This is a genomic window from Roseibium hamelinense, assembly GCF_007830545.1.
Lineage (GTDB): Bacteria > Pseudomonadota > Alphaproteobacteria > Rhizobiales > Stappiaceae > Roseibium > Roseibium hamelinense.
Map to the genome: position 1 here is coordinate 124,842 of NZ_VLLF01000004.1, position 24,301 is coordinate 149,142.

At 56.2% G+C, this 24,301-nt stretch carries 23 protein-coding genes; 6 read left to right on the plus strand and 17 right to left on the minus strand.

Going from position 1 to position 24,301, the window contains the following annotated elements; genetic code table 11:
* Positions 1–41: 41 nt before the first annotated feature.
* The 5 genes from JM93_RS09890 to betI form a co-directional block, all read right to left on the minus strand.
* Positions 42–974, minus strand: a complete 933-nt coding sequence (locus JM93_RS09890; RefSeq protein WP_244300800.1) for a sigma-70 family RNA polymerase sigma factor — start codon at positions 972–974, stop codon at positions 42–44.
* Positions 964–1,425 (minus strand): carboxymuconolactone decarboxylase family protein, encoded by a 462-nt coding sequence (locus tag JM93_RS09895; protein ID WP_145342844.1) that lies wholly within the window; start codon positions 1,423–1,425, stop codon positions 964–966. Before JM93_RS09895 ends, JM93_RS09890 begins: the two co-directional genes overlap by 11 nt.
* Before the next feature lie 94 nt (positions 1,426–1,519).
* The gene (betB, locus tag JM93_RS09900; RefSeq protein ID WP_145342846.1) at positions 1,520–2,983 is read right to left on the minus strand and encodes a betaine-aldehyde dehydrogenase; all 1,464 of its coding nucleotides are present in this window, start codon (positions 2,981–2,983) and stop codon (positions 1,520–1,522) included.
* Between the two features lie 31 nt (positions 2,984–3,014).
* Positions 3,015–4,673 (minus strand): choline dehydrogenase, encoded by a 1,659-nt coding sequence (gene betA, locus JM93_RS09905; protein ID WP_145342848.1) that lies wholly within the window; start codon positions 4,671–4,673, stop codon positions 3,015–3,017.
* 32 nt (positions 4,674–4,705) lie between these two features.
* Entirely contained in the window at positions 4,706–5,305 is a 600-nt protein-coding gene (betI, locus tag JM93_RS09910; RefSeq protein ID WP_145342850.1) for a transcriptional regulator BetI, read from the minus strand.
* A 203-nt stretch (positions 5,306–5,508) separates the two neighbouring features.
* Here betI and JM93_RS09915 point away from each other — a divergent pair, with 203 nt between their 5' ends.
* The 3 genes from JM93_RS09915 to choV all read left to right on the plus strand — a co-directional run bounded on the left by JM93_RS09915 (position 5,509) and on the right by choV (position 8,414).
* Positions 5,509–6,453 (plus strand): choline ABC transporter substrate-binding protein, encoded by a 945-nt coding sequence (locus JM93_RS09915; RefSeq protein WP_145342852.1) that lies wholly within the window; start codon positions 5,509–5,511, stop codon positions 6,451–6,453.
* Between the two features lie 84 nt (positions 6,454–6,537).
* Positions 6,538–7,386 (plus strand): choline ABC transporter permease subunit, encoded by an 849-nt coding sequence (choW, locus tag JM93_RS09920; RefSeq protein ID WP_145342854.1) that lies wholly within the window; start codon positions 6,538–6,540, stop codon positions 7,384–7,386.
* The gene (gene choV / locus JM93_RS09925; protein WP_145342856.1) at positions 7,383–8,414 is read left to right on the plus strand and encodes a choline ABC transporter ATP-binding protein; all 1,032 of its coding nucleotides are present in this window, start codon (positions 7,383–7,385) and stop codon (positions 8,412–8,414) included. The genes choW and choV overlap by 4 nt, the downstream gene beginning before the upstream one ends.
* A 67-nt stretch (positions 8,415–8,481) precedes the next feature.
* On the opposite strand, the gene JM93_RS09930 is transcribed toward choV, so the two are convergent.
* From JM93_RS09930 to JM93_RS09960, 7 genes are all read right to left on the minus strand, one after another.
* Positions 8,482–9,645, minus strand: coding sequence for an iron-containing alcohol dehydrogenase (locus JM93_RS09930; protein ID WP_145342858.1), 1,164 nt, complete (start codon positions 9,643–9,645; stop codon positions 8,482–8,484).
* Between the two features lie 35 nt (positions 9,646–9,680).
* On the minus strand, positions 9,681–11,069 hold the full coding sequence (locus JM93_RS09935; RefSeq protein WP_145342860.1) for an aldehyde dehydrogenase family protein: 1,389 nt from the start codon (positions 11,067–11,069) through the stop codon (positions 9,681–9,683).
* Positions 11,070–11,113: 44 nt separating this feature from the next.
* On the minus strand, positions 11,114–12,481 hold the full coding sequence (locus JM93_RS09940) for a glutamine synthetase family protein (RefSeq protein ID WP_145342862.1): 1,368 nt from the start codon (positions 12,479–12,481) through the stop codon (positions 11,114–11,116).
* A gap of 132 nt (positions 12,482–12,613) precedes the next feature.
* Positions 12,614–13,663, minus strand: coding sequence for a TRAP transporter substrate-binding protein (locus JM93_RS09945; protein ID WP_145342864.1), 1,050 nt, complete (start codon positions 13,661–13,663; stop codon positions 12,614–12,616).
* Between the two features lie 120 nt (positions 13,664–13,783).
* Entirely contained in the window at positions 13,784–15,106 is a 1,323-nt protein-coding gene (locus tag JM93_RS09950; protein ID WP_145342866.1) for a TRAP transporter large permease, read from the minus strand.
* Entirely contained in the window at positions 15,106–15,702 is a 597-nt protein-coding gene (locus JM93_RS09955; protein ID WP_145342868.1) for a TRAP transporter small permease subunit, read from the minus strand. Before JM93_RS09955 ends, JM93_RS09950 begins: the two co-directional genes overlap by 1 nt.
* A complete protein-coding gene (locus tag JM93_RS09960; RefSeq protein WP_145342870.1) occupies positions 15,695–16,498 on the minus strand; it encodes an N-formylglutamate amidohydrolase in 804 nt (267 codons plus the stop codon). The genes JM93_RS09955 and JM93_RS09960 overlap by 8 nt, the downstream gene beginning before the upstream one ends.
* Positions 16,499–16,653: 155 nt before the next feature.
* Here JM93_RS09960 and JM93_RS09965 point away from each other — a divergent pair, with 155 nt between their 5' ends.
* Positions 16,654–17,523: a MurR/RpiR family transcriptional regulator gene (locus JM93_RS09965; protein WP_145342871.1), complete on the plus strand. Its 870-nt coding sequence runs from the start codon at positions 16,654–16,656 to the stop codon at positions 17,521–17,523.
* Positions 17,524–17,572: 49 nt separating this feature from the next.
* Here the strand turns inward: JM93_RS09965 and JM93_RS09970 are convergent, their stop codons facing one another.
* Positions 17,573–17,785, minus strand: coding sequence for a cold-shock protein (locus JM93_RS09970; protein ID WP_145342873.1), 213 nt, complete (start codon positions 17,783–17,785; stop codon positions 17,573–17,575).
* Positions 17,786–18,179: 394 nt separating this feature from the next.
* Here JM93_RS09970 and JM93_RS09975 point away from each other — a divergent pair, with 394 nt between their 5' ends.
* The gene (locus JM93_RS09975; RefSeq protein ID WP_145342875.1) at positions 18,180–18,539 is read left to right on the plus strand and encodes a BA14K family protein; all 360 of its coding nucleotides are present in this window, start codon (positions 18,180–18,182) and stop codon (positions 18,537–18,539) included.
* Positions 18,540–18,550: 11 nt separating this feature from the next.
* Here JM93_RS09975 and JM93_RS09980 read toward each other — a convergent pair whose 3' ends face one another.
* Positions 18,551–19,015, minus strand: a complete 465-nt coding sequence (locus tag JM93_RS09980; RefSeq protein ID WP_145342877.1) for a YaiI/YqxD family protein — start codon at positions 19,013–19,015, stop codon at positions 18,551–18,553.
* On the minus strand, positions 19,012–20,235 hold the full coding sequence (locus tag JM93_RS09985; protein WP_145342878.1) for a BaiN/RdsA family NAD(P)/FAD-dependent oxidoreductase: 1,224 nt from the start codon (positions 20,233–20,235) through the stop codon (positions 19,012–19,014). The genes JM93_RS09980 and JM93_RS09985 overlap by 4 nt, the downstream gene beginning before the upstream one ends.
* 193 nt (positions 20,236–20,428) lie before the next feature.
* On the opposite strand from JM93_RS09985, the gene JM93_RS09990 reads away from it, so the two are divergent.
* Positions 20,429–21,622, plus strand: a complete 1,194-nt coding sequence (locus JM93_RS09990; protein WP_145342880.1) for an HD domain-containing phosphohydrolase — start codon at positions 20,429–20,431, stop codon at positions 21,620–21,622.
* A 4-nt stretch (positions 21,623–21,626) separates the two neighbouring features.
* On the opposite strand, the gene JM93_RS09995 is transcribed toward JM93_RS09990, so the two are convergent.
* Together JM93_RS09995 and JM93_RS10000 are read right to left on the minus strand one after the other, a co-directional pair.
* Positions 21,627–22,406 carry a glycosyltransferase family 2 protein gene (locus JM93_RS09995; protein ID WP_145342882.1) on the minus strand — a complete coding sequence of 260 codons (780 nt, stop codon included), beginning with the start codon at positions 22,404–22,406 and terminating at the stop codon, positions 21,627–21,629.
* A gap of 93 nt (positions 22,407–22,499) precedes the next feature.
* Positions 22,500–24,164 carry an alpha-glucosidase family protein gene (locus JM93_RS10000; RefSeq protein WP_145342884.1) on the minus strand — a complete coding sequence of 555 codons (1,665 nt, stop codon included), beginning with the start codon at positions 24,162–24,164 and terminating at the stop codon, positions 22,500–22,502.
* Positions 24,165–24,301: the final 137 nt, after the last annotated feature.

Here is a 24,301-nt window from a genome sequence, read left to right on the forward strand (position 1 = left end):
TTATACAGAACTCGCCCTGTTCGGAGAACCGTTGCCTAAGGTTAATTTACTGCCTCGCTTATCTGGTCCAGCCCAGCTTTCTCCCAAAGCAGCACGAGCTTGTACGGGTTGCGAATGATGTAGATGGATTGAACGATGCCAGCGCGGATATCAAGCGCTGAGGCCTGACGGGTTCCGTCGGCCTCGATGCTGAGTTCACCGGGCATACCGTTCAATAACACCGGCACCCGGTAGCGCGGTGGCGCATGGTCCGGTTTGCCGGCCAGACCGGCGAAAAGCCGAACAATCTTCTCACTGCCGGTGATTACATTGAGGACCGAAATTTTCTTGCCACCGCCATCACCGTGCAAGGTAGCGTCGTTGCCCAGGAGCTGTCCAAGCGCCTGAACATCGCCGCTACGGGCGGCTGCAAAGAAAGCGCTGGCTATTTCGGCCCCTTGTGTCTCCGGGACAGCGAAGCGGGGGCGGGCGCTGCGCACGTTGTTGCGCGCACGACTGGCCAGTTTCCGGCACGTTGTTTCGTTTCTGCCAAGGATGTCCGCAACATCAGTGAACGCCATGTCAAATACATCGTGCAGTAGAAAAGCAGCGCGTTCCAGAGGCGACAAGCGTTCCAGCGCAAGCATCAGCGCAAAGGAGACATCCTTGGCGAGGGTGCCCTCGGCAACACTCGCGAGGGCTGGGTCTTCCAAAAGCGGTTCCGGCAGCCACGGTCCAACATAGATCTCGCGCCGGTGCCGCGCGGACTTCAGCCGGTCGAGGCAAAGCCGGGTTAAGATGGAGGACAGGAAGCTGCCTGGCCGCTCAACGGTTGCCATGTCCACATTCTGCCACCGCAGCCACGTGTCTTGCACCGCATCTTCCGCATCTGCCAATGACCCGAGCATACGATATGCGAGGCCGGTCAACCGGCCTCTCTCCGCTTCGAAAGCCTGCTCTCGCGAAGCTGGCATGGTCTGGGCGTTAGGCGGCATTTTCCACTCGTGTTGCCGGGTGCTGGCTTCGAAAGCCGACTGCCAGCCGGTTCCAGACATTAATGGCACCGATGGCAAGCGACAGCTCCACCATTTCACGTTCGGTAAAATGCGACTTCAGCTCTTCAAAATCACTGTCCGATGCTTGAGTTTGCTCGATGCGTGTAAGGGTTTCCGTCCAAGCAAGCGCGGCCCGTTCGCGGGGTGTGTAAAACGAGGATTCGCGCCACGCGGATAGGAGGTAGAGCCTTTCTTCGGTTTCACCTGCAGCCCGAGCATCTTTGGTGTGCATGTGCAGGCAGTAGGCACATCCGTTGATTTGAGACGCTCGGGTTTTGACCAGTTTGATCAAGCTATGTTCGAGGCCGCTTTCGCGAATAGAGTCTTCGAACGCAAGCATGGGCTTAAAAGCATCGGTCGCAGCGGAAAACATGTCCAATCTGGCAGTCATGGTGGGATCCTTATCTTGAGGGGATTACCCTGACTTGACGAGGTAGCAGTACCTGCCGTGACATCGCGCTCCGCTTGAGCCGATATTTTTGCTGTCAGAATGGTGCCTCGACGCCGTTCATTTCAACATAGACGCTCTTGATCTGGCTGTAATACTCGATTGCGGCATGTCCGTTTTCCCGGCCAACACCCGATTTTTTGTATCCGCCAAACGGCATTTCGATCGGCGTCAGATTGTATGTGTTGATCCAGCACGTACCGGCTTGAAGACTGTCGATCACCCGGTGAGCACGTTGTATGTCCTTGGTGAACACTCCGGCAGCCAAGCCGAACTCGGTCGCATTGGCTCGAGCCAGAACCTCGTCTTCTGTTTCAAAATCAAGCACGGACATGACTGGCCCGAAGATTTCTTCTCGCGCTATGCGCATCTGGTCTGTCACGTCGGCGAACACTGTCGGTTGCACGAAATAGCCTCCGTGCAGCGTTGCGACCTCGGCAGCTCCACCACCGCACACCAGGCGTGCACCTTCGTCCTGACCAATCCGCATATAGGACAGAACCTTTTCAAGCTGCGGTTTGGAAACCAGCGGCCCGATGTTGGTCTCTTCGTTCAGCGGGTCACCGAGGACGGCATTGCCGGTCCGCTCGACGAGGCGTTTTAGGAAGGCTTGCTTGATTGACGAATGTACGAAGACGCGCGTGCCGTTAGAGCAGATCTGACCGGAGGAATAGAAATTCGCGTTGATCGCAGCCGACACTGCGTTTTCGATGTCCGCATCTTCGAAAACGATCAGCGGAGATTTTCCGCCCAGTTCCAAGGTGATTTTTTTAAGATGCTCGCCTGCAAGCGCCGCCACTTTAGAGCCGGTTGGTACCGAGCCTGTCAGGGATACCTTGGCGGTCTTGGGATGCGCGATCAGTTTTGCGCCAACATCGCCGAAACCCTGAACAACATTGAATACGCCGGCAGGCAGACCTGCCTCGGTTAGAGCTTCCGCCAGCCTTAGAGCGGTCAGCGGCGTGACCTCTGACGGTTTGAAAACCATAGCATTGCCACAGGCAAGGGCAGGGGCCGCCTTCCAGCACGCGATCTGAACCGGGTAGTTCCATGCGCCGATTCCCACACACACGCCAAGGGGCTCGCGTTTTGTGTAGGCGAACGACCCGCCAAGGTCGATGTGTTCACCCGTCAGGGAGCCTGCCAGATTGCCAAAGTATTCCAGGCAATCGGCGCCGGACGCGGCATCTGCCACCAGCGTCTCCTGCAGCGGCTTGCCGGTGTCGAGCGTTTCCAGCACAGACAACTCGCGGTTCTTTTCGCGTAGGATAGCGGCTGCCTTTTGCAACACGCGTCCGCGTTCGAGTGGAGGTGTTGCCGCCCAGATTTTCTGGCCAGATTCTGCCATAGACATGGCAAGTTCGATCGTCTCGTCGTCGGCTGCGTTCAGTTTCGCGATGACTTCGCCGGTTGCCGGAAAAATCGACACCAGTTCCGCGCCGTTCGGGCTGTCATGGAAGCGCCCGTTGATGTAGTGGGAGCCGGTTGGTTGTGCGCGCATGTTGCGTTCCTGTTTTGAAAAGTCTTGGCGGTTAACGCTGGCTGGTTTCCCAATGCGGGTTGAGCCAGGGTTCCGCGTTTGAGGCAGGCAAGGCATCCTTGCCCAGAATGTGGTCTGAAGCCTTTTCGCCGACCATGATTGACGGTCCGTTCAGATTGCCGTTGGTGATTTGCGGGAAAATCGAACTGTCCGCAACACGCAATCCGTCAACGCCGATCACCCGGCATTGCGAATCGACAACCGCCATTGGGTCATCCGTAGCTCCCATGCGGCACGTCCCGCTCGGGTGATAAGCACTCTCAACGTGTTCGCGGATGAAATCGTTCAAATCTGCGTCACTCTGGACATGGTTACCCGGCTGAATTTCTTTGCCGCGAAACGGCGCAAACGCCTCTTGTCCGAAGATCTCGCGGGTGAGGCGAATACATGTGCGGAAATCCTCCCAATCCTCTTCATGGGACATGTAATTGAACAGGATCGAGGGTTTCGATCGAGGGTCTCTAGAGGTCAGCTTCACATGGCCGCGCGATTTTGAGCGCATTGGGCCGACATGGGCCTGGAACCCATGGCCCTCGGCAGCGGCCTTGCCGTCATAGCGGACTGCGAATGGCAAAAAGTGGTACTGGATGTCCGGATATTTGACACCAGCCTTTGACCGGATGAAGGCGCAGCTCTCGAATTGGTTGGATGCTCCGAGGCCAGTTTTGAAGAACAGCCATTGTGCGCCGATCACGGCTTTGGATATCGGGTTCCAATGCTTGTACAGCGTAATCGGCTGTGTACAAGCTTGTTGAATATACAACTCCAGGTGGTCTTGGAGGTTCGCGCCAACACCAGGACGGTCGGCGACCACCTCTATGCCGTGCTCCGCTAGGTGCGCGCCGCCGCCAATGCCCGATTGCATCAGAATTTTCGGAGAGTTGATCGACGAAGCAGCGAGAACTACCTCGCGAGCCGCAAGCGCGGTCTTGGTTTCGCCGCCTGCCTCATATTCAACTCCGGTCGCGCGGAGGCCGTCAAAGGTGACCCGATGCACCAGCGCACCTTTAATCAAAGTGACGTTGCCGCGCTTCAAGGCCGGTTTCAGATACGCATTTGCCGCAGACCAGCGCCGGCCCTTGTGGACCGTCATTTCCATGTCTCCAAAGCCTTCCTGGCGCTGCCCGTTATAGTCTCGCGTCACCCCATAGCCGGCTTGCTCACCTGCGTCCTTAAAGGCTTCGAACAGCGGGTTCCATTTGGTGCCGCGGGTAACATGCAGCGGGCCGTTGTTGCCGCGCCAGCCCGGCTCACCGCCATGGCTGGTTTCCATGCGTTGATAGTAAGGCAGAACATGGCGATACCCCCAGCCCGTCGCGCCCATTTGTTCCCAGGTGTCGAAATCGCAGGCGTGGCCGCGCACATAGACCATGCCGTTGATCGAAGACGATCCTCCGATCACCTTGCCGCGTGGCGTTGCAAGACGCCGCCCGCCAAGATGTGGTTCGGGCTCGCTCTCATAACCCCAATCATAGCGGCTCATGTTCATCGGATAGGACAACGCGGCCGGCATCTGGATAAAAGGACCGGCGTCAGTGCCGCCAAATTCAAGCACGAGGACCCGGTTTTTTGGGTCCTCCGAGAGCCGGTAGGCCATCGCGCATCCAGCGGATCCGGCGCCGACAATTATGAAATCGAACTGGTCTGACATAGTCGATGGGGTCCTTGCTGTGCGGTGTGTATTTAGTGTTTTTGTTGGTTGCGGTGGTGGGCAATTTGCGTTTCGACGTAGTCTTCGACCAAGCAGATTGCAGCCTCGCGGTCGACTGGACTGTTTCGCAGCGCCTGGCGGATCCAAACACCGTCGATCATGGAGGCTGTGCCTTCCGCAATTCGCATGGCCTCACCTTGCGGCATAAAGTGGCGCAGGTTGAAGGTCAGGTTGGACGCTAAGCGCGCGGCATAAATCTGGAGCAAGCGGTCGTTGCTGTCGTTTGTACGGCTTTGTACATAAAACGCGAGCCAGGCAGCGATGGTCGCCGGACGAAACTGTTCTGGCGAAAAATTGCCATCGATGATTGCCGAAATGCGGGCGCGCGGCGTTTCGGCTTCACGAAGCCGTTTGCGCAAACCCGTTCCCAGATCTTTTAAGAGGTGGCGCATGGTTGCAGCTAGGAGCTGATCCTTCGATCCGAAATAGTGATGCGCCAACCCGCCGGACACGCCCGCGCGCTTTGCGATTTTAGAGATCGTCACGTCGCAGTACCCACTCTCGTGAATGGCATCAACAGTCGCCGAGATCAGGCTGCGTCGCCGCTCCGCTTCCATTCCAATCTTTGGCATTTTCGCTCTCCAAGTAAGCCTGAGCATAATTTTAATTGAATATTCAATCAATGAAAACTTGAAAAATGGAACAGCAGATGTTTCCATAGTGAAAAGATCAAGCGCACGAACACTCCCGCCGAAATACTGAAAAGGCGGGCATTGTATCGTTGCCCGAGGGTGATAATCATACTTGCGATAATGCACAAAGGAGGGTGTTAAATATGAAAACCGCAGCAAAACTCTTGAGCGGCGCGGCTCTAAGCCTTGTCTTGACTGGGCAAGCAATGGCCGCAGACCCGGAAAGCTGCAAAACAGTTCGTTTTTCCGACGTAGGCTGGACGGATATCACGGCAACAACCGCCGCAACAACCACTGTGCTTGAAGCTCTTGGATATGACACAGAAACCAAGATCCTATCGGTTCCAGTGACCTATGCTTCCCTGAAAAACAAGGACATCGACATCTTTCTCGGTAACTGGATGCCGACTATGGAAGGTGACATCGCACCATACCGCGAAGATGGATCGGTCGAAACGGTCCGCGCCAACTTGGAAGGCGCGAAATACACGCTTGCTGTTCCAAAATACACCTATGACAAAGGCCTGAAGAGCTTTGCCGATATCGCCAAGTTCAAAGACGATCTTGACGGCAAAATTTATGGCATTGAGCCGGGCAATGACGGCAACCGCCTCATCATCGACATGATCGACCAGAATGCTTTCGGCCTTGAGGGGTTCGAAGTGGTGGAGTCCTCCGAACAAGGCATGCTGTCTCAGGTGTCGCGTGCAGAACGGCGCGAGAACGACATCGTGTTCCTGGGTTGGGAACCGCACCCGATGAATGCCAACTATGAGATGGCCTATCTTGAGGGCGGCGACGACTTTTTCGGCCCCAATTATGGCGGCGCGACGGTCTACACGAACGTGCGGGCCGGCTACACGGGCGAGTGCCCTAATGTTGGCCAGCTCCTTGAGAATCTTGAGTTCTCCCTCGCGATGGAGAATGAGATCATGGGCGCCATCCTGAATGACGGAAAAGATCCATCCAAGGCGGCCGCGGCGTGGTTGAAGGAACACCCTGCCACGTTTGAAGGCTGGCTGAACGGGGTGACAACTTTTGACGGGGGGGAAGCAATCCCAGCGGTCAAGGGCGCGCTTGGCCTTTAAGCACGCCGCAAAACGTCAAAGCGCTGGGGCCAAGTCCCCGGCGCTTTTTCATTGGCTGACATAAAAACAAGAACGGAGGCTGGCGTGAACTGGCTCACAGAACACAAAATCCCCTTTGGCGCGCAGGTGGAAGCAGGGTTCGAGTGGCTCGACGAAAATGCCTACTGGGTATTCGATGCCATTTCGGGGTTCATTGAGGCCCTGATCGACTGGATTCTCTGGGTGCTGCAATCACCGCCACCGCTGGCCGCTGTGGTTGTCGTCACCGCTGCTGCCTACGCCATTCACCGGAAAATCGGCTTCGCTGCGTTCGTGGCGGTCGCCCTGCTTCTGGTGATCAATCAAGGCTACTGGGAAGAAACCACCGAAACGCTCGCTTTGGTGATTGCAGCTTCGGTTGTCTGTATGGCCGTTGGTGTGCCGATCGGCGTCTATGGCGCACATCATCCACGCTTTTTCGAAGGGATGCGTCCGGTTCTAGACATGATGCAGACCATCCCGACCTTCGTTTATCTGATCCCAGCGCTCATTCTCTTTGGTCTTGGCATGGTTCCCGGCCTCATTGCCACCGTGATTTTTGCAATACCGGCACCTATCCGTTTGACACAACTGGGCGTCGCGTCCACACCGACGCCTTTGATCGAGGCAGGCAAAGCCTTCGGAGCGACTGAACGTCAGCTGCTTTGGAAAATCGAACTGCCCTATGCGCTGCCGCAGATCATGGCGGGTCTAACCCAAACAATCATGCTCTCGCTGTCCATGGTGGTGATCGCCGGACTGGTCGCCGCAGGTGGCCTTGGTGAGGTTATCGTGCGTGCACTCAACCGGGCTGATATTGCCATGGGCTTTGAAGCGGCTCTTTGCATTGTGTTGATCGCGATTGTACTGGACCGTTTTTTCCGGACCGATGCACTTCAAGGAGGCAATCGATGAGCACTCCGATCGTTTCGTTCAAGGACGTCGATATCGTCTTCGGTGAAAAACCGGACACTGCACTGCCGCTGATTGATACTGGCAAAACGCGCAGCGAAATTCAGACGGAAACCGGACAGATCCTTGGTGTTGCGGGTGCAAGCTTCGACATCAACGAAGGCGAGGTCGTCGTGTTGATGGGCTTGTCCGGCTCTGGAAAGTCCACCTTGTTGCGGGCGGTCAACGGCCTCAACCCGGTGATCCGGGGTGAAGTTACCGTTCGTGATGGCGACAACTGGGTCAATCCGGCCACTTGTGGCCCCGAAGCGCTGCGGCAACTGCGCCGCAGCCGCATTGCGATGGTGTTCCAGCAATTTGCGCTCCTGCCTTGGCGGACCGTTGCCGAAAATGTTGGCTTCGGGCTGGAGCTTGCGGGCATTACCGGCAATGATCGCAGTGAGCGGGTCAAGACACAGCTCAAACTTGTTGGGCTTGACGGCTGGGGCGAAAAATATGTCCATGAGCTTTCTGGTGGCATGCAGCAGCGCGTGGGTCTTGCCCGTGCCTTTGCCACAGAAGCGCCGATCCTGTTGATGGACGAGCCGTTTTCCGCTTTGGATCCGCTCATTCGCGACCGGCTTCAGGATGAGTTGCTGGACCTCCAAAAGCAGCTTAACCGCACGATCATCTTCGTCAGCCACGATCTGGATGAAGCCGCCAAAATCGGCTCGCGGATCGCGATCATGGAAGGCGGCCGGGTGATTCAGCTTGGAACGCCGCAAGAGATCGTAAAAAAGCCTGCCAATGACTATGTGGCTGATTTCGTCGGACACATGAACCCGCTCAACGTCTTGCGCGCCCGGGACATCATGGTGCCACCGGGTAGCATTCCAGGGTCTTTTGCGGAATCGGTTCGCTGCGAACTTAATGCCTCGGTGCGCGAGGTTGCCGAGCTCAAGAAAGGTTCGCAGAACCCGATCACGGTCATGCAAAATGGCTCAGTTGTCGGTGTCATCGGTGAGAGAGAACTGCTTAACTGTATGTCTTGAGCAAGGTGTTTGCCGTAAAAACAACGGGGCCCGCGGGCCCCGTTTCCATGCGCGCTGATAGGTGTAGTTACACTGTCCCGGCAAGCGCCCTATCGAAGATCTCCAGCGCGCCGTCCTTGGTGAGTTCAACCGGGTTGCCACCGGCGGTCGGATCGACAATCGCCATATCCGCAATCAGATCGCGTTTTTCGTCACCCACGCTCAGGCCCGCAAGCGTGTGCGGGACATCAAGATCTGCCCGCAGCTTCAGGACCGTGTCGAGCACACCCTGATAGCCGCCGGAAATCCCCAGGAACCCGGCAAGCCGCTCGAACTTTTGTTCGATTGCCGGTTTGTTGAACTGAAGCACATACGGCATGAAGACGGCGTTGGTCATGCCGTGGTGCGTGTCGTAGAGCGCGCCGACAGGGTGCGACAGGGAGTGGATTGCGCCAAGCCCCTTCTGAAACCCGACAGCGCCCATCGCAGCCGCACTCATCATGTGGCCGCGCGCTTCCAGATCGTTCGGGTCGGCCACCACTTTTGGCAGGTTTTCAAGCACCAGCCGCATACCCTCCAGCGCGATGCCTTCGGACATGGGGTGATACATCGGTGCCGAATAGGCCTCGAGGCAATGGGCGAGCGCGTCCATACCCGTGCCGATGGTAATGATGCGTGGCATCTTGGTGGTCAGCTCCGGATCGCAGATCACGATCTCCGGTAGCATTTTCGGGTGGAAGATCACCTTCTTTGTGTGGGTCTCTTCGTTGGTGACAACGCCTGCGCGGCCGACTTCAGAACCTGTGCCGGCCGTGGTCGGAACGGCAACAATTGGAGCGATCCCGGCTGGGTCGGCGCGGGTCCACCAGTCGCCGATGTCCTCGAAATCCCATATCGGCCGGTTCTGACCGGACATGAAGGCAATGACCTTGCCCGCATCAAGACCGGAACCTCCGCCGAAGGCAATCACACCGTCATGGCCGCCTGCCTTGAACGCGGCGACACCGGCTTCAATGTTGCTGGCAAGCGGGTTCGGCTTCACATCGGAAAAGACGGCTGCCTCAAGACCTGTGGCCTTCAGGCTTTCGATCGCTTCGGCGACCATCGGCAGGCCTGCAAGACCCGGATCGGTCACCAGCAGCGGGTTCTTCATGCCCGTAGCCTTGACAGCTTCGGGCAGTTCCTTGACGCGGCCAACGCCAAAACGGATCGAGGTTGGGTATGACCAGTTAACGGAAGGAAGTGAGCTCATATGCGCACCAGATAACAGAGACTGAAAGGACCGAGTCAGTGGTCGACTCGGAAGTGGAAGGATTTCGGCCGGGTCAGGTTGTGGAAGCCGATTTCGGAGAGTGCCGCGCCCTTGCCGGTGTCCTTGACGCCAGTCCACACGAGAGCGGGATCGAGATAATCGCACCGGTTCATGAAGACGGTACCGGTCTCGATCTTGTCGCCGATCTCGGCAGCGGCTTCGACATCCTCGGTCCAGATGGACGCGGTCAGGCCATAGGGGCTGTCATTCATGAACTGGAGCGCTTCGGCATCGTCCTTCACCTTCATGATGCCGACGACCGGTCCAAAGCTTTCCTCGCGCATCACCGACATCTGGTGATTGACGTCGGTCAGAACCTGCGGCGCAAGATAAGGCGTGCCATCCTTGTCCATCTCGAACTTGGAGGTATCGATATGCGCCTTGGCGCCCTTGCGGATCGCTTCCTCGGTTTGTTCGCGCACCCAGGCCGCAAAGCGGGCCTGCGCCATCGGGCCAAGCGTCGTTGCGTCATCCAGCGGATTGCCCAGCTTGTATTGGCTGGTCAGGTCGACAAAGCCGTCGACAAACTGGTCATAAAGGCTCTCATGCACATAGACCCGCTCAATGCCGCAGCAGCATTGGCCGGCATTGTAAAACGCGCCGTCGACGAGGTTTTCAACCGCATAGCCCAGATCCGCATCTGCGCGGACATACGCGGGATCCTTGCCGCCAAGTTCCAGTCCAAGAGTGGCGAAGGTGCCTGCGAGCGCCTTTTCGATCGCACGACCTCCGCCCACGGACCCGGTGAAGTTGACATGATCAATCAGGCCGGAGCCGAGCAGCTTTTCAGTCCCGGCATGGGTCAGGACGATGTTCTGGAACACGCCTTTCGGCAGGCCGGCGATCTCGAAGGCCTTGGCAAGGCGCTCGCCAACCAGCAGCGTCTGGGCGGCGTGCTTCATAACGACGGCATTGCCCGCCATCAGCGCCGGCATGATCGTGTTGATCGCCGTCATGAACGGGTAGTTCCACGGCGCGATCACCATGACGATGCCAAGCGGAACGCGCTTCAGGTAGCGCTTGAAGCCCGGCTTGTCGGTGCGCTCAATGTCGGCAAGCGCCTCTGCGGCGGTGTTGGCACAATACTCCGTGCGCTCGACCGTGCCGCCGAGCTCGCCGCCGAACCGGACCGGGCGTCCCATCTGCCAGGCAAGCTCGGGCACGACTTCGTCATTCATTGCTTTCAGCGCGTCCAATGCCTTCAGGCAATAAGCAACGCGCTCGGCCACGGGCAGGGCTGCCCAGCTGATTTGCGCGGTCCTTGCGGCGGACACAACTTTTTCGACCTCGATTTCGGCGAGCGCTGGTCGCTCGGCATAAACCGATCCATCGATCGGCGAGATCAACTTGATCACGTCAGACATGTTTGGCTCTCTTTAAACAATGCTCTTGGAGGAGTTTGACCCTGTTAAGCCCGTTCGAACCCACGGGCAATTTCATAGTCGGTTACGGCGCGATCGAACTCTTCAATCTCCCATTCAGCCGCTCGGGTATAATGGTCAACGACCTCATCACCGAAGGCTTCCCGCAGGAATTTCGACTTGCGCAATGTTTCTCGGGCATCTCTAAGCGTTTGGGGTATTTCTCTGGCCTTCTTGGCTTCATAGACATCGCCAGACGTTGGAGCATCCAAGGGCAGCTTGTCCTCAATACCCTTCAGACCGGCCGCAATCTGGACTGCGAGAGCAAGATATGGGTTTAGGTCGGAGCCGCCGATCCGGCACTCGATCCGAAGTCCCTTGGTGCCTTCCCCGCACAGGCGGAAACCCGCTGTCCGGTTGTCAACCGACCAAACGGTCTTGGTCGGGGCAAATGTGCCTTTTTGGAAGCGCTTGTAGCTGTTGATGTAAGGCGCCAGGAAATAGGTGTAGTCGGGCGCGTATTTGATCAGCCCGGCAAGATAGTGGCGCATGGTCTCAGACATGCCAAGCTCGCCTTTGTCATCGCAAAAGACGTTGTTGCCGGCCTTGTCGAACAGGGATTGATGCACGTGTGAAGAAGAGCCAACCTTGTCACTGCGCCATTTCGCCAAAAAGGATGCTGATCGGCCTTTGGCCCAGGCAATCTCTTTGACGGCGTTCTTGGCGATGGTGTGATACTCGGCTGTATTCAGGGCCGGCGCGTATTTGATATTGAGCTCTTCCTGACCGGTCTCGGCCTCTCCCTTAGTGTTTTCGACAGGGATACCGGCAGCGTAAAGGCCATTGCGGATCGGCCGCATGACCTCCTCTTCCTTCGTCGTTTGCAGGATATGGTAGTCTTCGTTGTAGCCTGAGATTGGCTCCAGATCCCTGAACCCGCTTTTGCGCATGTCATCGAAGCTTTTTTCAAACAGGAAAAACTCCAGTTCGGTCGCCATGATTGGCGTCAGACCGAGCTCTTCGAGCCTGGCGATTTGGGCCTTCAGCATCGCGCGCGGCGAATGCGGCACATCCTTGTGTGTATGGTGGTCCAGAACATCGCAAATCACCATGGCAGTGCCATCCAGCCAAGGCAGCCGGCGAAGGGTCGACAGGTCGGGCTTCATGACATAATCGCCATAGCCACCTGCCCAGCTTGTCGCGGCGTACCCATCAACTGTGTACATCTCCAGATCGGTGGCCAGAAGATAGTTGCAGCAGTGGGTTTCCTCATACGCCCTGTCAACGAAGTGCTGTGCGAGGAAGCGCTTGCCCATTAGGCGGCCCTGCATATCAACGATGCAGGCGAGAACCGTATCGATTTCGCCTGATGCGGTGAGGGTTTTCAAGGCATCGAAGGTCAGGTTGCCAGACATAACATGGGTCCGTTTCGGGCGTTTATTGGTGTGCTAGGTATCTGAAAATCCCGGCCCGGACGGTTTCGATCCGGGCCGGTAGTTGTAAACCCGGCCGCGTTTGAACGGGGTTGGCCGGGTTTGGGCTTGCATTTAGGTGTAGCGATAGGGACGGCCTGCTTTCTGCATGTCCTGGTTATACTTTTTGAAGATCTCGACGACCTTTGCCTTGGTTGGCGACTCCGCAGCGATTTCATCCCAGAAGACCATGGCGGCGTCTTCAACCTGCTGCCATTCCGCATCCGGAATCGAGGTCAATTCCAGTTTCGTGCCATTGACGCGCAAGGCCGCTTCGCCGCCCCAGTACCACCACTGGCGATAATAGTGCGAGGCATCCATGGCCAGTTGCAGCATGGTTTTCAGATGGTCCGGCAACTCGTTCCAGCGCTCCTGATTGGCGAAGAACGAACCGGCCCAGGCGCCGGAAATGTTGTTGGTCAAGAAGTAGTTGGTTACATCAGCCCAACCAACGGTATAGTCTTCGGTTATTCCGGACCAGGCAATTCCGTCGAGTTCGCCTGTTTGAACCGCAACCTCAATGTCTTCCCAAGGCAAGGTAACCGGGACAACACCGAATTGAGCCATGAACCGACCTGCGGTCGGGAAGGTAAAGACGCGCTTCCCTTTCAGGTCTTCCAGAGACCGAATGGGATCCTTGGTGGCAAAGTGACACGGATCCCAAGCTCCAGCGGAAATGTGCTTTACGCCGACTTTGGCATATTCTTCCTCCCAGATTTCCTTCAGGCCATACTGATTGAAGAGCACCGGCACATCGAGTGAATACCGGGAGGCGAACGGGAAGTAGCCACCGAACACCGTCACTTCGGTCGGCGATGCCATCGAGTCGTCATCCGATTGAACAGCATCGATTGTGCCGCGCTGCATGGCGCGGAACAGTTCGCCGGTGGGCACCAGCTGGTCGGCAAAGTAGAGCTCGATTTCCATCTCGCCATTTGCCGCCTTGTTGAACATGTCGATGTGCGGCTTGATGACATGTTCTGCCAGTGCCGGACCCGCATATGTCTGCAACCGCCACTTGATCGGCGTCTGCCCGTGAACGGCAGGGGCAGCCAAGGTTGCTGCGCCAGCAGCTGCGACAGTGCCAACGCCGGCTTTTTTCAGAAAATCACGTCTGTTGGTCATGCTTTTTTTTCCCCTTCTGGTGGTTCATATTCGTCTGGGCCAGGCGCCTTTGCGGCTTGTGTAGGCCCATCATTCCAACCTCGAATTCTCCCGTTTTTATTATTGTCCCCGCATGTTCTCTCATTTGCCGTAAATGGTTTCCGGCAGCCAGAGAGCGATTTGAGGAAAGGCCATGACGAGCGCGAGTGCGAAGATCATCACGAGCACAAACGGGGTGATCGACCCGTAAATATCGCGCATGGTGATTTCCTTCGGCGCCATCGCGCGCATCAGGAACAGGTTGTAGCCGAATGGCGGCGTCATGTAGGCGATCTGCGTGGTGATCGTGTAAAGCACACCATACCACACGAGGTCGAAGCCGAGCGCCCCGACCAGTGGCACATAAAGCGGTGCGACAATCACAAGCATAGCTGTGTCGTCGAGGAATGTTCCCATGATCAGAAACGACAACTGCATCAGGATGAGGATCATCCATGGGTTCAGGCCGAGTTGTTCTGTAAAGAGGTTTTCAATTGCTTTGACAGCTCCGAGCCCGTCGAAAACGGCGCCAAACCCGAGGGCTGCGAGGATAATCCACATGAACATGCAAGTGATGCCAAGGGTGTTTTTCAGGCACGTTTGGAACACAGTCCAAGTCATGCGCCGTTTCAACACTGCGGCCAAGAACGCAGTGAGGGCGCCGATGGCCGAGCTTTCCACCAAGCTGGTCCAGCCATTGACAAACGGCACCATCATCGCGGCGAAAATCACGATCGGTAGAACGCCGGCGAGCAGCAGGCGGTATTTTTGTCCTCGGGACACGTTGCGCTCATCAGCTGGCAGAACCGGGCCTAGATGCGGCTGAAACCGGCAGCGGATCGCGATGTAGAGTACGAAAAAGCCTGCCATCATGAGACCCGGCAGCACACCCGCCAGCCAGAGTTGGCCCACGGGCTGGCGTGCAATCATGGCATAAAGGACGAGGACGACCGAAGGCGGCACCAATATCCCGAGCGAAGAACCTGCCTGAATGACACCGGTGACCATCCGTTTGTCATAGCCGCGGCGCAAAAGCTCAGGCAGAGCAATCGTCGCGCCAATCGCCATACCTGCAACCGACAGGCCGTTCATGGCCGACACCAACACCATCAGGAAAATCGTTCCAATCGCCAGCCCGCCGCTCACCGGCCCCATCCAGACATGGAACATCTTATACAGATCGTCGGCGATCCGAGACTCGGACAGCACGTAACCCATGAAGATGAACATCGGCAGGGTCAGAAGCGGGTACCATTTCATCAGTTTCATGGCAGCGGAGAACGGGATCTCGGACCCGCCCGTTCCCCACAAGGCGAGAGCGGCAATTGCAGCGACACCACCAATTGCGCCGAATACTCGCTGCCCGGTCATGAGCATCAGCATCATGGATGCAAACATGAAAATGGCGATCATCTCATAGGACATTAGAGTTCTTCTCCACGAATGCGGGCAATGTCCTTGATGAGTTCGGAGATGCACTGAAGCAGCATGAGGAAGAAACCAAAGATCATGATGAGTTTGATTGGCCACAGATAGGGGCGCCAGGCGGTGGGACTGCGCTCAATGAAGCCAATAACCTCAGACGCGCCGGCCGGCCCGCCGGTTAGGAAGGCGACGATCAGGTCTTTGAAGAATAAGAAAGGTTCCGTGCCGAAGTATCCGAGTGAATAGGCTGTCGAGCTCACGCCACCGTAAAACAAGATCCCTAGATAAAAGATCAGCAGCAGTATGGTGAAGGCATCAAACCAGGCCTTTTTCTTGTGCGACCACTCAGCATAAAACAGGTCCATTCGAACGTTTGAACCCATTTGGATCGAGTAGGGACCACCAAGAACGTAGTAGGTCACCATGGCAAACTGGGCGACTTCGAGTGTCCAAAGAGAGGGATTGAAGAAGGTCTTCGATATGGATGACCAAAGCAGGATCGCAGCCATCGCGAAAACGCCGTACATGATGATCCGGCCAAGCCCGCGGTTAAATCCATCGATCACATGCACATACGCGCGTGCCACCCTAAGCATGCAAACCTCCGGCAGCCGGAAGCCGGTTGCCTTCATGCGCCAGGGCTTCGGTCAATACGGCGGCCAGGATATTGGCCCAGTTTTCCTCTTGCTCAGGGGTGCGCACTTCGTCGTTGCGAATTTCGATCATCAGGCATTTGTGACCGCGGTCCTGCCCGTGGCGTTTGATGGTATAGTAGACCCCATCCGCCGGCGCGTAGGGCTCATTGTCACCGACTTGAAGGCCAGGTATTCGGCGCAGCGCGGTGAGTGCCGGTTGAGCCAGCCTTTTATCTTCCGCGTGAATAAGCCCTATCTGCCAAGGGCGAGCCGTCCCTTTATAAACGGGAGTGTATGTGTGTATTGAGACCACAGCCACCGGCTTGTTGGCAGCCTCTCGGCGCGCGAGAACCTGTTCTGCCGCTTTGTGAAACGGCGCATAGGCCATGGCAATCCGGCGCGCGCGTTCGGTGTTTGGAACATCAGCATTGCCTGGAATTTTGGTCAGTTCACTGACCGATGGGATAAGATCAGCAGCGTTCTGATGGCGATTGCAGTCAATGATCAACCGGGACAACGTTGAATAAACAAGCGGGGCGTCCAGCAAGTTGCTCAGATGTTTCGATACCCCGAGCGCGCCCGGATCCCATGCGATATGGGCCATCTTATCTGTCTGGGAAATGCCTAGGCATTGGTCATAGGGCTCTGGCAACCGATTGCTCGCGTGATCGCACAGGAGCACAAACGGACTATTTCCGTCCACATTCAAAACGGCGACCGGCGGGCATTCATCGCCGGTGTTTCTGTCCAGTGACATTCAAGACTTCCCCTCACCGAATTGCGTCACCGATCCCGATTGTAATTTTTATTACAGGATTGCGGATCATTCGCAACTCTGTATGATTTGATACATTCTTTTTGCGGAAGTCAAATGGAAAACTATCCGTATCTCAGGCGAGAAGGGCCGGCCAAATGAAAAGACCATTGGTCGAAGACATCCGTGAGCGGATCGACGAATTTACAGCAACGGAAAAGAAGGCCGCCCATGCACTTTTGGCGCGGTATCCGGTGCAAGGCCTTGGCACTGTTGCGCAATTCGCCGAGGCCGCCGGTGTGAGCTCGCCTACCATTTTGCGGTTCGTCAGCCGGTTGGGTTTCGGCGGATTTTCCGAGTTTCAAGACCGACTGCGACTGGAGCTGGACAACCAGCTGAACTCACCCTTGGCCCGCAGTGCCAGTATGGATACGGACGGCGATGCAGATCCACATGTTTCGAAAATGGTTGAGAACATCCAGGAAACTTTCCTGCATCTGCCCAAGGGAGAATTAGATGGTTTTATCAAGCTCTTGGCTGATGAGAAGCGGACGATCAACTTGATTGGCGGCCGGTTTACCGACGCTCTTGCGCGGTACACGGCTTCCCACTTGCGCATAGTCCGGCCAAATGTGGTTCATATTGCGGGGCAGCAGGGCAACTGGCTGGACCAGTTGCTCGGGATTGGGCCGCGTGACGTTGTTGTGGTGTTCGACATTCGCCGTTATCAGGCCGAAATCATTCATTTCTCAGAGGCCGCTGCCAAAAAAGGCGCAGCAATCGCACTTGTAACAGATAGCTGGATGTCACCGATTGGCCGGATAGCGGCATATGTTTTGCCAGCGCGTGTGGCGGTGCCGTCGCCCTGGGATTCCTCCCTCGCGCTGATGGCCATCGCCGAGCTCTTGATCACCGGGGTGACCCAGTTGAACCCGGCGCGCAGCCAGCAACGGATGCTTGAATTAGAAAACCTACGGGACGATCACGATCCCGCTTCGGACAGCCCGCGCGGTGGTCCGGACATATGAGACGCCGGCATGTACCGGCGTTTGCACAGGAGCACTCGGCGCAGTGGTGTCAGGCCATTTCGAGCTGCGCAGCCTGTTTTCCGCGCCCGCGGCGGTCATCTTCAGCAACATATGTGACTTTTGCACCTTCCTCTGGTGCTGCAAGTCCGGCCTGTTCAAAGGCGGTAATATGCACAAAGACGTCCTTGCCGCCGCTTTCCGGAGTGATAAACCCGAAGCCGCGGTCATAATTAAAGAATTTGATGGTGCCATTCTCGCGCATGAGAATCCTTCCGTTCGTTCAATGCGGACCCAAAACCCGGTGACCGGTCCGCGGTACCGAGCAATCAACAGAAACGGAAAAGGGGTATTCTCTCATTAAGGGACAGTGACTTTGCCCAAGGAAACCTGTCTTTGCCGGGTCTATCTGATTTCCCGATCGGCTTTCAGGCCGACACTTGAAAACTAGGGAGTGCCCCCAAGTCTGACAAGCATCACGGTTGAGATTTCAACTTCCAAGAGCGTGCGCGCATTCAGCGTGAGAGCAATAAACCCCCTCTGTGACACCGGTCACATCCTGCAAGCCCGGCTCAATGTAGGCTGATGTTCATGGGCGAAAGAAGCGAACAGACGCCGAGCCCGATGTTGCACGAAAGCAGGACAGAGGGATCAATTCAATGTTCAGGAACACACATATTAAGACAGCTGTTGTCGCCAGTACAATTGGCTTGGCTGCCGCAATGCTGCCATCACAATCCATGGCCCGGGACGGTTGGGAAACCGGGGCTGCGATTGCAGGCGGCTTTGTCGCTGGTGCGATTGTCGGATCTGCAATTTCAGGTCCGCGTTATGTCGCGCCGGCGCCAAATTACTACTACGCACCGCGTCGCCGCTATGTAGCTCCGGCTCCGGTATATTACCGAGCGCAGCCGTGGACCCCGGCTTGGTATCAGTATTGTTCAGCGAAATACCGCTCGTTCAATCCGCGCACCGGGTACTATCTCGCTTATTCCGGGCAATACCGCTTCTGCAGGTAGGTGCCGATCGATCACGCACTTCCCGCAGAGATCCGCTTTGCAAGGCGCATGGTGGTTTCCAGTCGATTGAGAAACTGAGAACGGTCCGACTTGGTAAAGGATGGGCCGCGTTCTTTTATTTCGCCTATTTCGCGCAAATGGGTGTTCAAGTTGCGCATGGCAAGGCGCATGCCGATAGCGTCTTCACTGAACGGTTTGCCGGTTGGTGACAACACCTGGGCGCCATTGTTCACACAGCGTGATGCAAGAGGGACGTCTGCGGTGATGACGACGTCTCCCGCTCCAGCACGTTCCGCGATCCAGTCATCCGCAGCATCCGGGCCTTCGGGGACGATGATGCGCTCAACAAGATGGCTCGACGGCAAACGCATATGGCTGTTGCTGACAAACAGGGTCGCTACCCCGTGCCGGTCTGCGACACGCACGCTTTCTTCCTTCACCGGGCAGGCATCTGCATCAATATAGAGCTTTGTCATGCGACCCCGCGCATCTTCGTTTTGTTTAGGCGGGCATGAATGCCCTCTGCGGCGGCCATACCGGTCGAGAAACATGCCTGAAGCAGGTAGCCTCCGGTTGGCGCTTCCCAATCAAGCATTTCACCTGCCGCAAAGACACCAGGCAATTTTTTTACCATCATCCGCTCATCAAGTTCGCAAAGCCGGATACCGCCTGCGGACGAAATCGCTCTTTCAATTGGGTAGGCTGAAACGGCGGTTAGTTGAAGACCCTTGATGGTGCGGGCCAACTTCGTGGGGTCCGTATCGAGAGGACCGGCCTCGCGGCACAGCCCGATTTCGGCGGGTGTCAGCTTGAGCGCTTTGCGTAAAAAATTCGTCATGGACTGTTTGCCTCGTGGTTTCGCCAACCGGGATTCCACAGCCGCTAGCGAATGGTCTGGCAACAGGTCAATAAAAAGAGTGCATGCGCCATCCCGTTTGATCGCGGTTCGGAGTTCAGCCGAAAGCGCGTAAACAGCCCCACCTTCCAGGCCTTTTTCTGACAGGATCGCCTCGCCTTTGATGGTACTGCCTTCTGCGGACAGAGCAATTCGCTTCAATGGTGTGCCAGAAAAACGATCTTTGAGGTGGTCCGACCAGTCAACGCAGAAGCCGCAATTGGCCGGCTCAAGATCTCGGACGTCGACACCGGCTTCGGACAGGGCTCGAACCCATGCGCCGTCTGATCCAAGTCTGGCCCAACTTGCGCCGCCCATAGCGAGCAGTGTTGCACTGGCATGTGCCGTCTCGCGGGTTCCGTCTGGCCCTTCGGTGACAGAGTTGCCGTCCTTGTCAAACCCCTGCCAGATGCGGCGCGTGCTTATTGTGACACCGCGCTCTAAAAGCCGTGCGAGCAAGGAACGCAACAACGGCGAAGCTTTCATGGCCTTGGGAAACACCCGGCCGCTGGAACCGACAAAGGTCTCCGCTCCCAGATCATCGCACCAGCCGCGAAACGCTTCCGGCGGGAAACGATTTAGTAGAGGGGCAAAGAAATCGTCAGCCTCGCGGTAGCGATGCACGAATTGAGACATGTCTTCGGAGTGGGTAAGGTTCAAGCCGCCGCGGCCTGCCATCAAGAACTTGCGGGCCGCTGATGGCATTCGCTCAATGATGGCAATGGAGTGTCCGAGGCTGCTGAGCTTGTCAGCCGCAACAAGGCCGGCAGGGCCGGCCCCCACAATCAATACGTCTATCATGCGCTGGTTATAGCCGACTTGATATTATCCGCCACCCGTATGGTTTCGATTGTTGCAATTCCTGATTGTTTTGAATTTCTTTCAATATTTACAGATGAACTTATCGTAAACAATTGTGATTTACAGTATTTTTGAATTTTTGGGTGAAAGATCGAAAAAGAGCAAATTACGGACAAGAGGTTTGGAGTTGCCGATGACGACGAAGGCACAGCAGTTGCTTGTAGTTGACCCGGACCCGAAGGTTCGCGATGCGTTTCTTCGTTTGTTTTCATCCAACTACCTAGTCACTGTTTTCGACAATCCTGACGGCGCACTTAAGTGGTTGGCCGCTCACCCTGACGTGGCCGTGATTGTATCATGTGCCAACTTGACCGGTCATGGTGGGGCCGTTTTTCTTCAAGCGTCCGAACATCATGCACCGCATGCCGCTCGTATCATGCTGACGGCCGAACAGTCGGTTGAGGTTTTGAAAGCCGCCGTTAATTCCGGGCACCTGTTCATGCTTTTGACAAAGCCTTGCTCGCCGAAGGAACTCATTTCGGCCGTCGAGGCAGGCTGTGCCCATCACGACAGGCTGGCGCAGGAGCGCCTGCTTTTGGAAAAGACACTCAAGGGTTCGGTCAAACTGCTGATCGATATGCTGTCGCTGTTTCATGCTGACGCATTCCGGAAGACCAGCACCATGCGCACCCAAGCGATGAAGATCGCTAAACGCCTAAATCTGAAACGAACTTGGGAACTGGAAATGGCGATTTTGCTGTCGCCACTGGGTGAGGCTTTGCTTCCCAAGGACATTTTGTCCCGGTATAGAGCTGCAAAGACATTAACCGAGCAGCAAAAAGACGTGTTGGAGAGGGCTCCGGGCCAGACGCGTGATCTTTTGAAAAATATTCCTCAGCTCGATAAGGTTGCGCATATCCTTTATTTGTCCGGCCGCGGTTTCGACGGTTCGGGCTTTCCAAAAAACGGACCTGTTGGCAAGGATATCCCGCTGCCGTCGCGGCTTGTCCGCATCTTGACGGATCTCTGGTATGCCAGCCCGGAAAATGGAGTTGATGCGGCGGCATTCGAGGCGCTCTCGATCAAGGGCCGTCAATACGATCCTTACTTGTTGGAAATTGCGCGCTCCTGCCTGCTGACTGATGGTGACGACAAACCTCGTCGCCAAGTCACTCTTTGTTATATTCGCGCGCTCAAACCCGGCGACGTGCTGGTGGACGATATCCTGACCGACGGGGGCTATGAACTGGTTCTGTCGCGGGATCATCAACTGACCGAGACAACCATCCGGCGTTTGGAGCAGTACAATCATGTGTCGGGCATCCGGCAGCCGATCAGGGTTCACCGGGAAGTGGAGAAAGCCGCTGCGGAGAACATTCCCGCATGAGTGTTCAGCGCCGATCCATCAGTTCGCTCTGATAGGCTTTAGCCACCCGCAGAAACCTTGCATGAGCGTAGTTCATCGCAAGAATGAACCCCCACCAACCGTACCGCCAATATTGGCGCATCACATATCCCTTTACGAACGACAGCGGAAACTCGGTCAGGAGCCGGATTTTTGAAAGCTTCCGGCCGCGGGAGCGCATGTCATCGACCTGCATGTTGGAATAGCGGTTGTATTTCCCCACCTGAAAATCAAGTGATTTGACCGAACGGTGGGCCATGATTCCGTTCAGATCGGCAATTTGAGCTCCTTTGGGCGGACGAACGGTGTCATGGACAGATGAGTCAGAGAACCGGCCTTTTCGCCGGTCATATAGACGGATTTGGTGATATCCATAGGCCCATGGCGCAGGTTTTGCCTCGTGCGGAAATGTATCGCGGATCATAACGCGCCAGAAATCAGAGGTGCGATAGGTTTCAGTCGCAAACAACGTTTTGATTTCGGCCGCAAGGTCCTCAGTGACCTCCTCGTCCGCATCGAGATTGAGCAGCCAATCGTTCCGGCATTGATCTTCGCCGAAACGCTTCTGAGGACCATATCCGGGCCAGGCGTTGAAGACGACACGCGCGCCAAGTTCTTCGGCAACAGCCTGCGTGCCATCCGTAGAGCCGCTGTCAATGACGACGACCTCATCGAGCCAGTCACGCACGCTGGTGATCGGCTTAGCGATGCGGTCCGCTTCGTTTTGGGCAATGATGAAAGCGGAAAGCGGCAGGCGCTCGGACATAGTCGGACGTTTTCAGCTGAAGATCTCGGATCCGCGCCTTTTAACTTCGCAATTGCGAAAAAGAAAGCTGTACCGCGACCTTCAGCCGATGTTTCAAGCAACCCTGCCGAAAAAGGCGTCTAGCCCCTCCAGATTGACAGTTTTCCCCTCGAGGCGACCACTAAAGACCGGGCAATTTGCCGGCATGAGATCAAGTGCTTCCAGCGCGATGGATACAGGCGCGCTGGAAAGATTGAACGCACACAGAATGCATTCATCGCCGTGTTCGCGTAAAAACACGAGGCTCTCATCTTTCTGATCGAGGAAGGCAATGCTTCCTTTCAGCAGAGCGGTTTGCCGCTTGCGCCAGTGTAGAAAGGCACGCGTCTTTTCTAAAACTGAATCGAAAACATCCAGCTGGGTCCCGACCGCACGGCTTCGATGCTCCGGCGCGACAGGCAGCCAGGGGGCGCCATCAGTAAAGCTGGCGTTTAGATTGTCTGCAGTCCAGGGCATGGGTGTCCGGCAGCCATCCCGGCCCTTAAATCTTGGCCAAAAGCGAATCCCATAGGGATCTTGCAGATGTTCGAAAAGGACATCCGCCTCGGTCAAGCCGAGTTCTTCGCCCTGATAAAGGCACGGAGTGCCGCGCAGGCTGGTCACGAGCGCGATTGCCAGAGGCGAAAAGCGATCCTGCTGCTTCCCTTCGCCCCAGCGTGTTGCGACACGAACGACATCATGGTTTGACAAGGCCCAGCTTGGCCAACCGCTTCCAATGCCGTTTTCCATGCCTTCAATTGTGTTCTGGATATATGCAGCCGATCGCGAAGTCGACAAAAGGTCGAAGCTATACGCCATATGAATCCGTTTGCCGGCCTCTGTATAGGCTGCTGTGGTTTCGATCACGTCCCGGTCCGCGCCAATTTCCCCCACAGATGTCGCACCCGGATATTGGTCCAGTAGCGCCCGCAACCTCTCCAGAAATTGCAGATTTTCCGGTTGCGTCTTGTCGTAAATATGGTGCTGGAATGCGTAGGGATTTGTGGTCTCAACGCCCGTCAGCTGCGCGCCTTCCGGGAGCGGTGGATTATTCCTCAGTTCCTTGTCATGGAAATAAAAATTCACGGTGTCGAGGCGGAAACCATCGACGCCGCGGTCCAACCAGAACTTTGCTGCATCCAAAACGGCATCTTGCACATCCGGGTGGTGGAAGTTCAGATCTGGCTGGCTGGCAAGGAAATTGTGGAGGTAATACTGGCAGCGGACGCTGTCCCATTCCCAAGCAGGGCCGCCAAAAATCGACAACCAGTTGTTAGGTGGATTCCCATCCGGTTTTGCTTCGGACCAAACATACCAATCTGCTTTGGCATTTTCGCGGGACGAACGGCTTTCCTTGAACCAGGCGTGCTGATCCGATGTGTGTGAGATCACCAGATCAATCATCACCTTTATGCCGTGTGCATGAGCTTCGGCTGTCATTTCGTCGAAGTCGGCCAGGGTGCCGAACATTGGATCGACATCCTTGTAGTCCGAAACATCGTAGCCGAAATCATCCATGGGAGATGTGAAAAACGGTGAAAGCCAGATGGCATCGACACCCAGTGCAGCGATGTATTCGAGCCGTTGCGTGACGCCCTTCAAATCGCCGATGCCGTCGTTGTTTGAGTCTTGAAATGAGCGCGGATAGATCTGGTAAATCACCGCCCCACGCCACCAATCGGCATCGAATTGCAAACCTGTGCCGGAAAGTGTGTTTTGTTTGGCGTCGGACACGCTCATGATGCTCTCCAGGGGATTGGGAAGTGTTCTGATTGCGCATTCCAAAGCGCTTTGAATGGCTATCGGCAATGTGGTGTGAGGTCAAGTTGTCCGTCGGCCTTAATGGTTGTTTTTGCGTTTCAAACAATTGGAGCCAA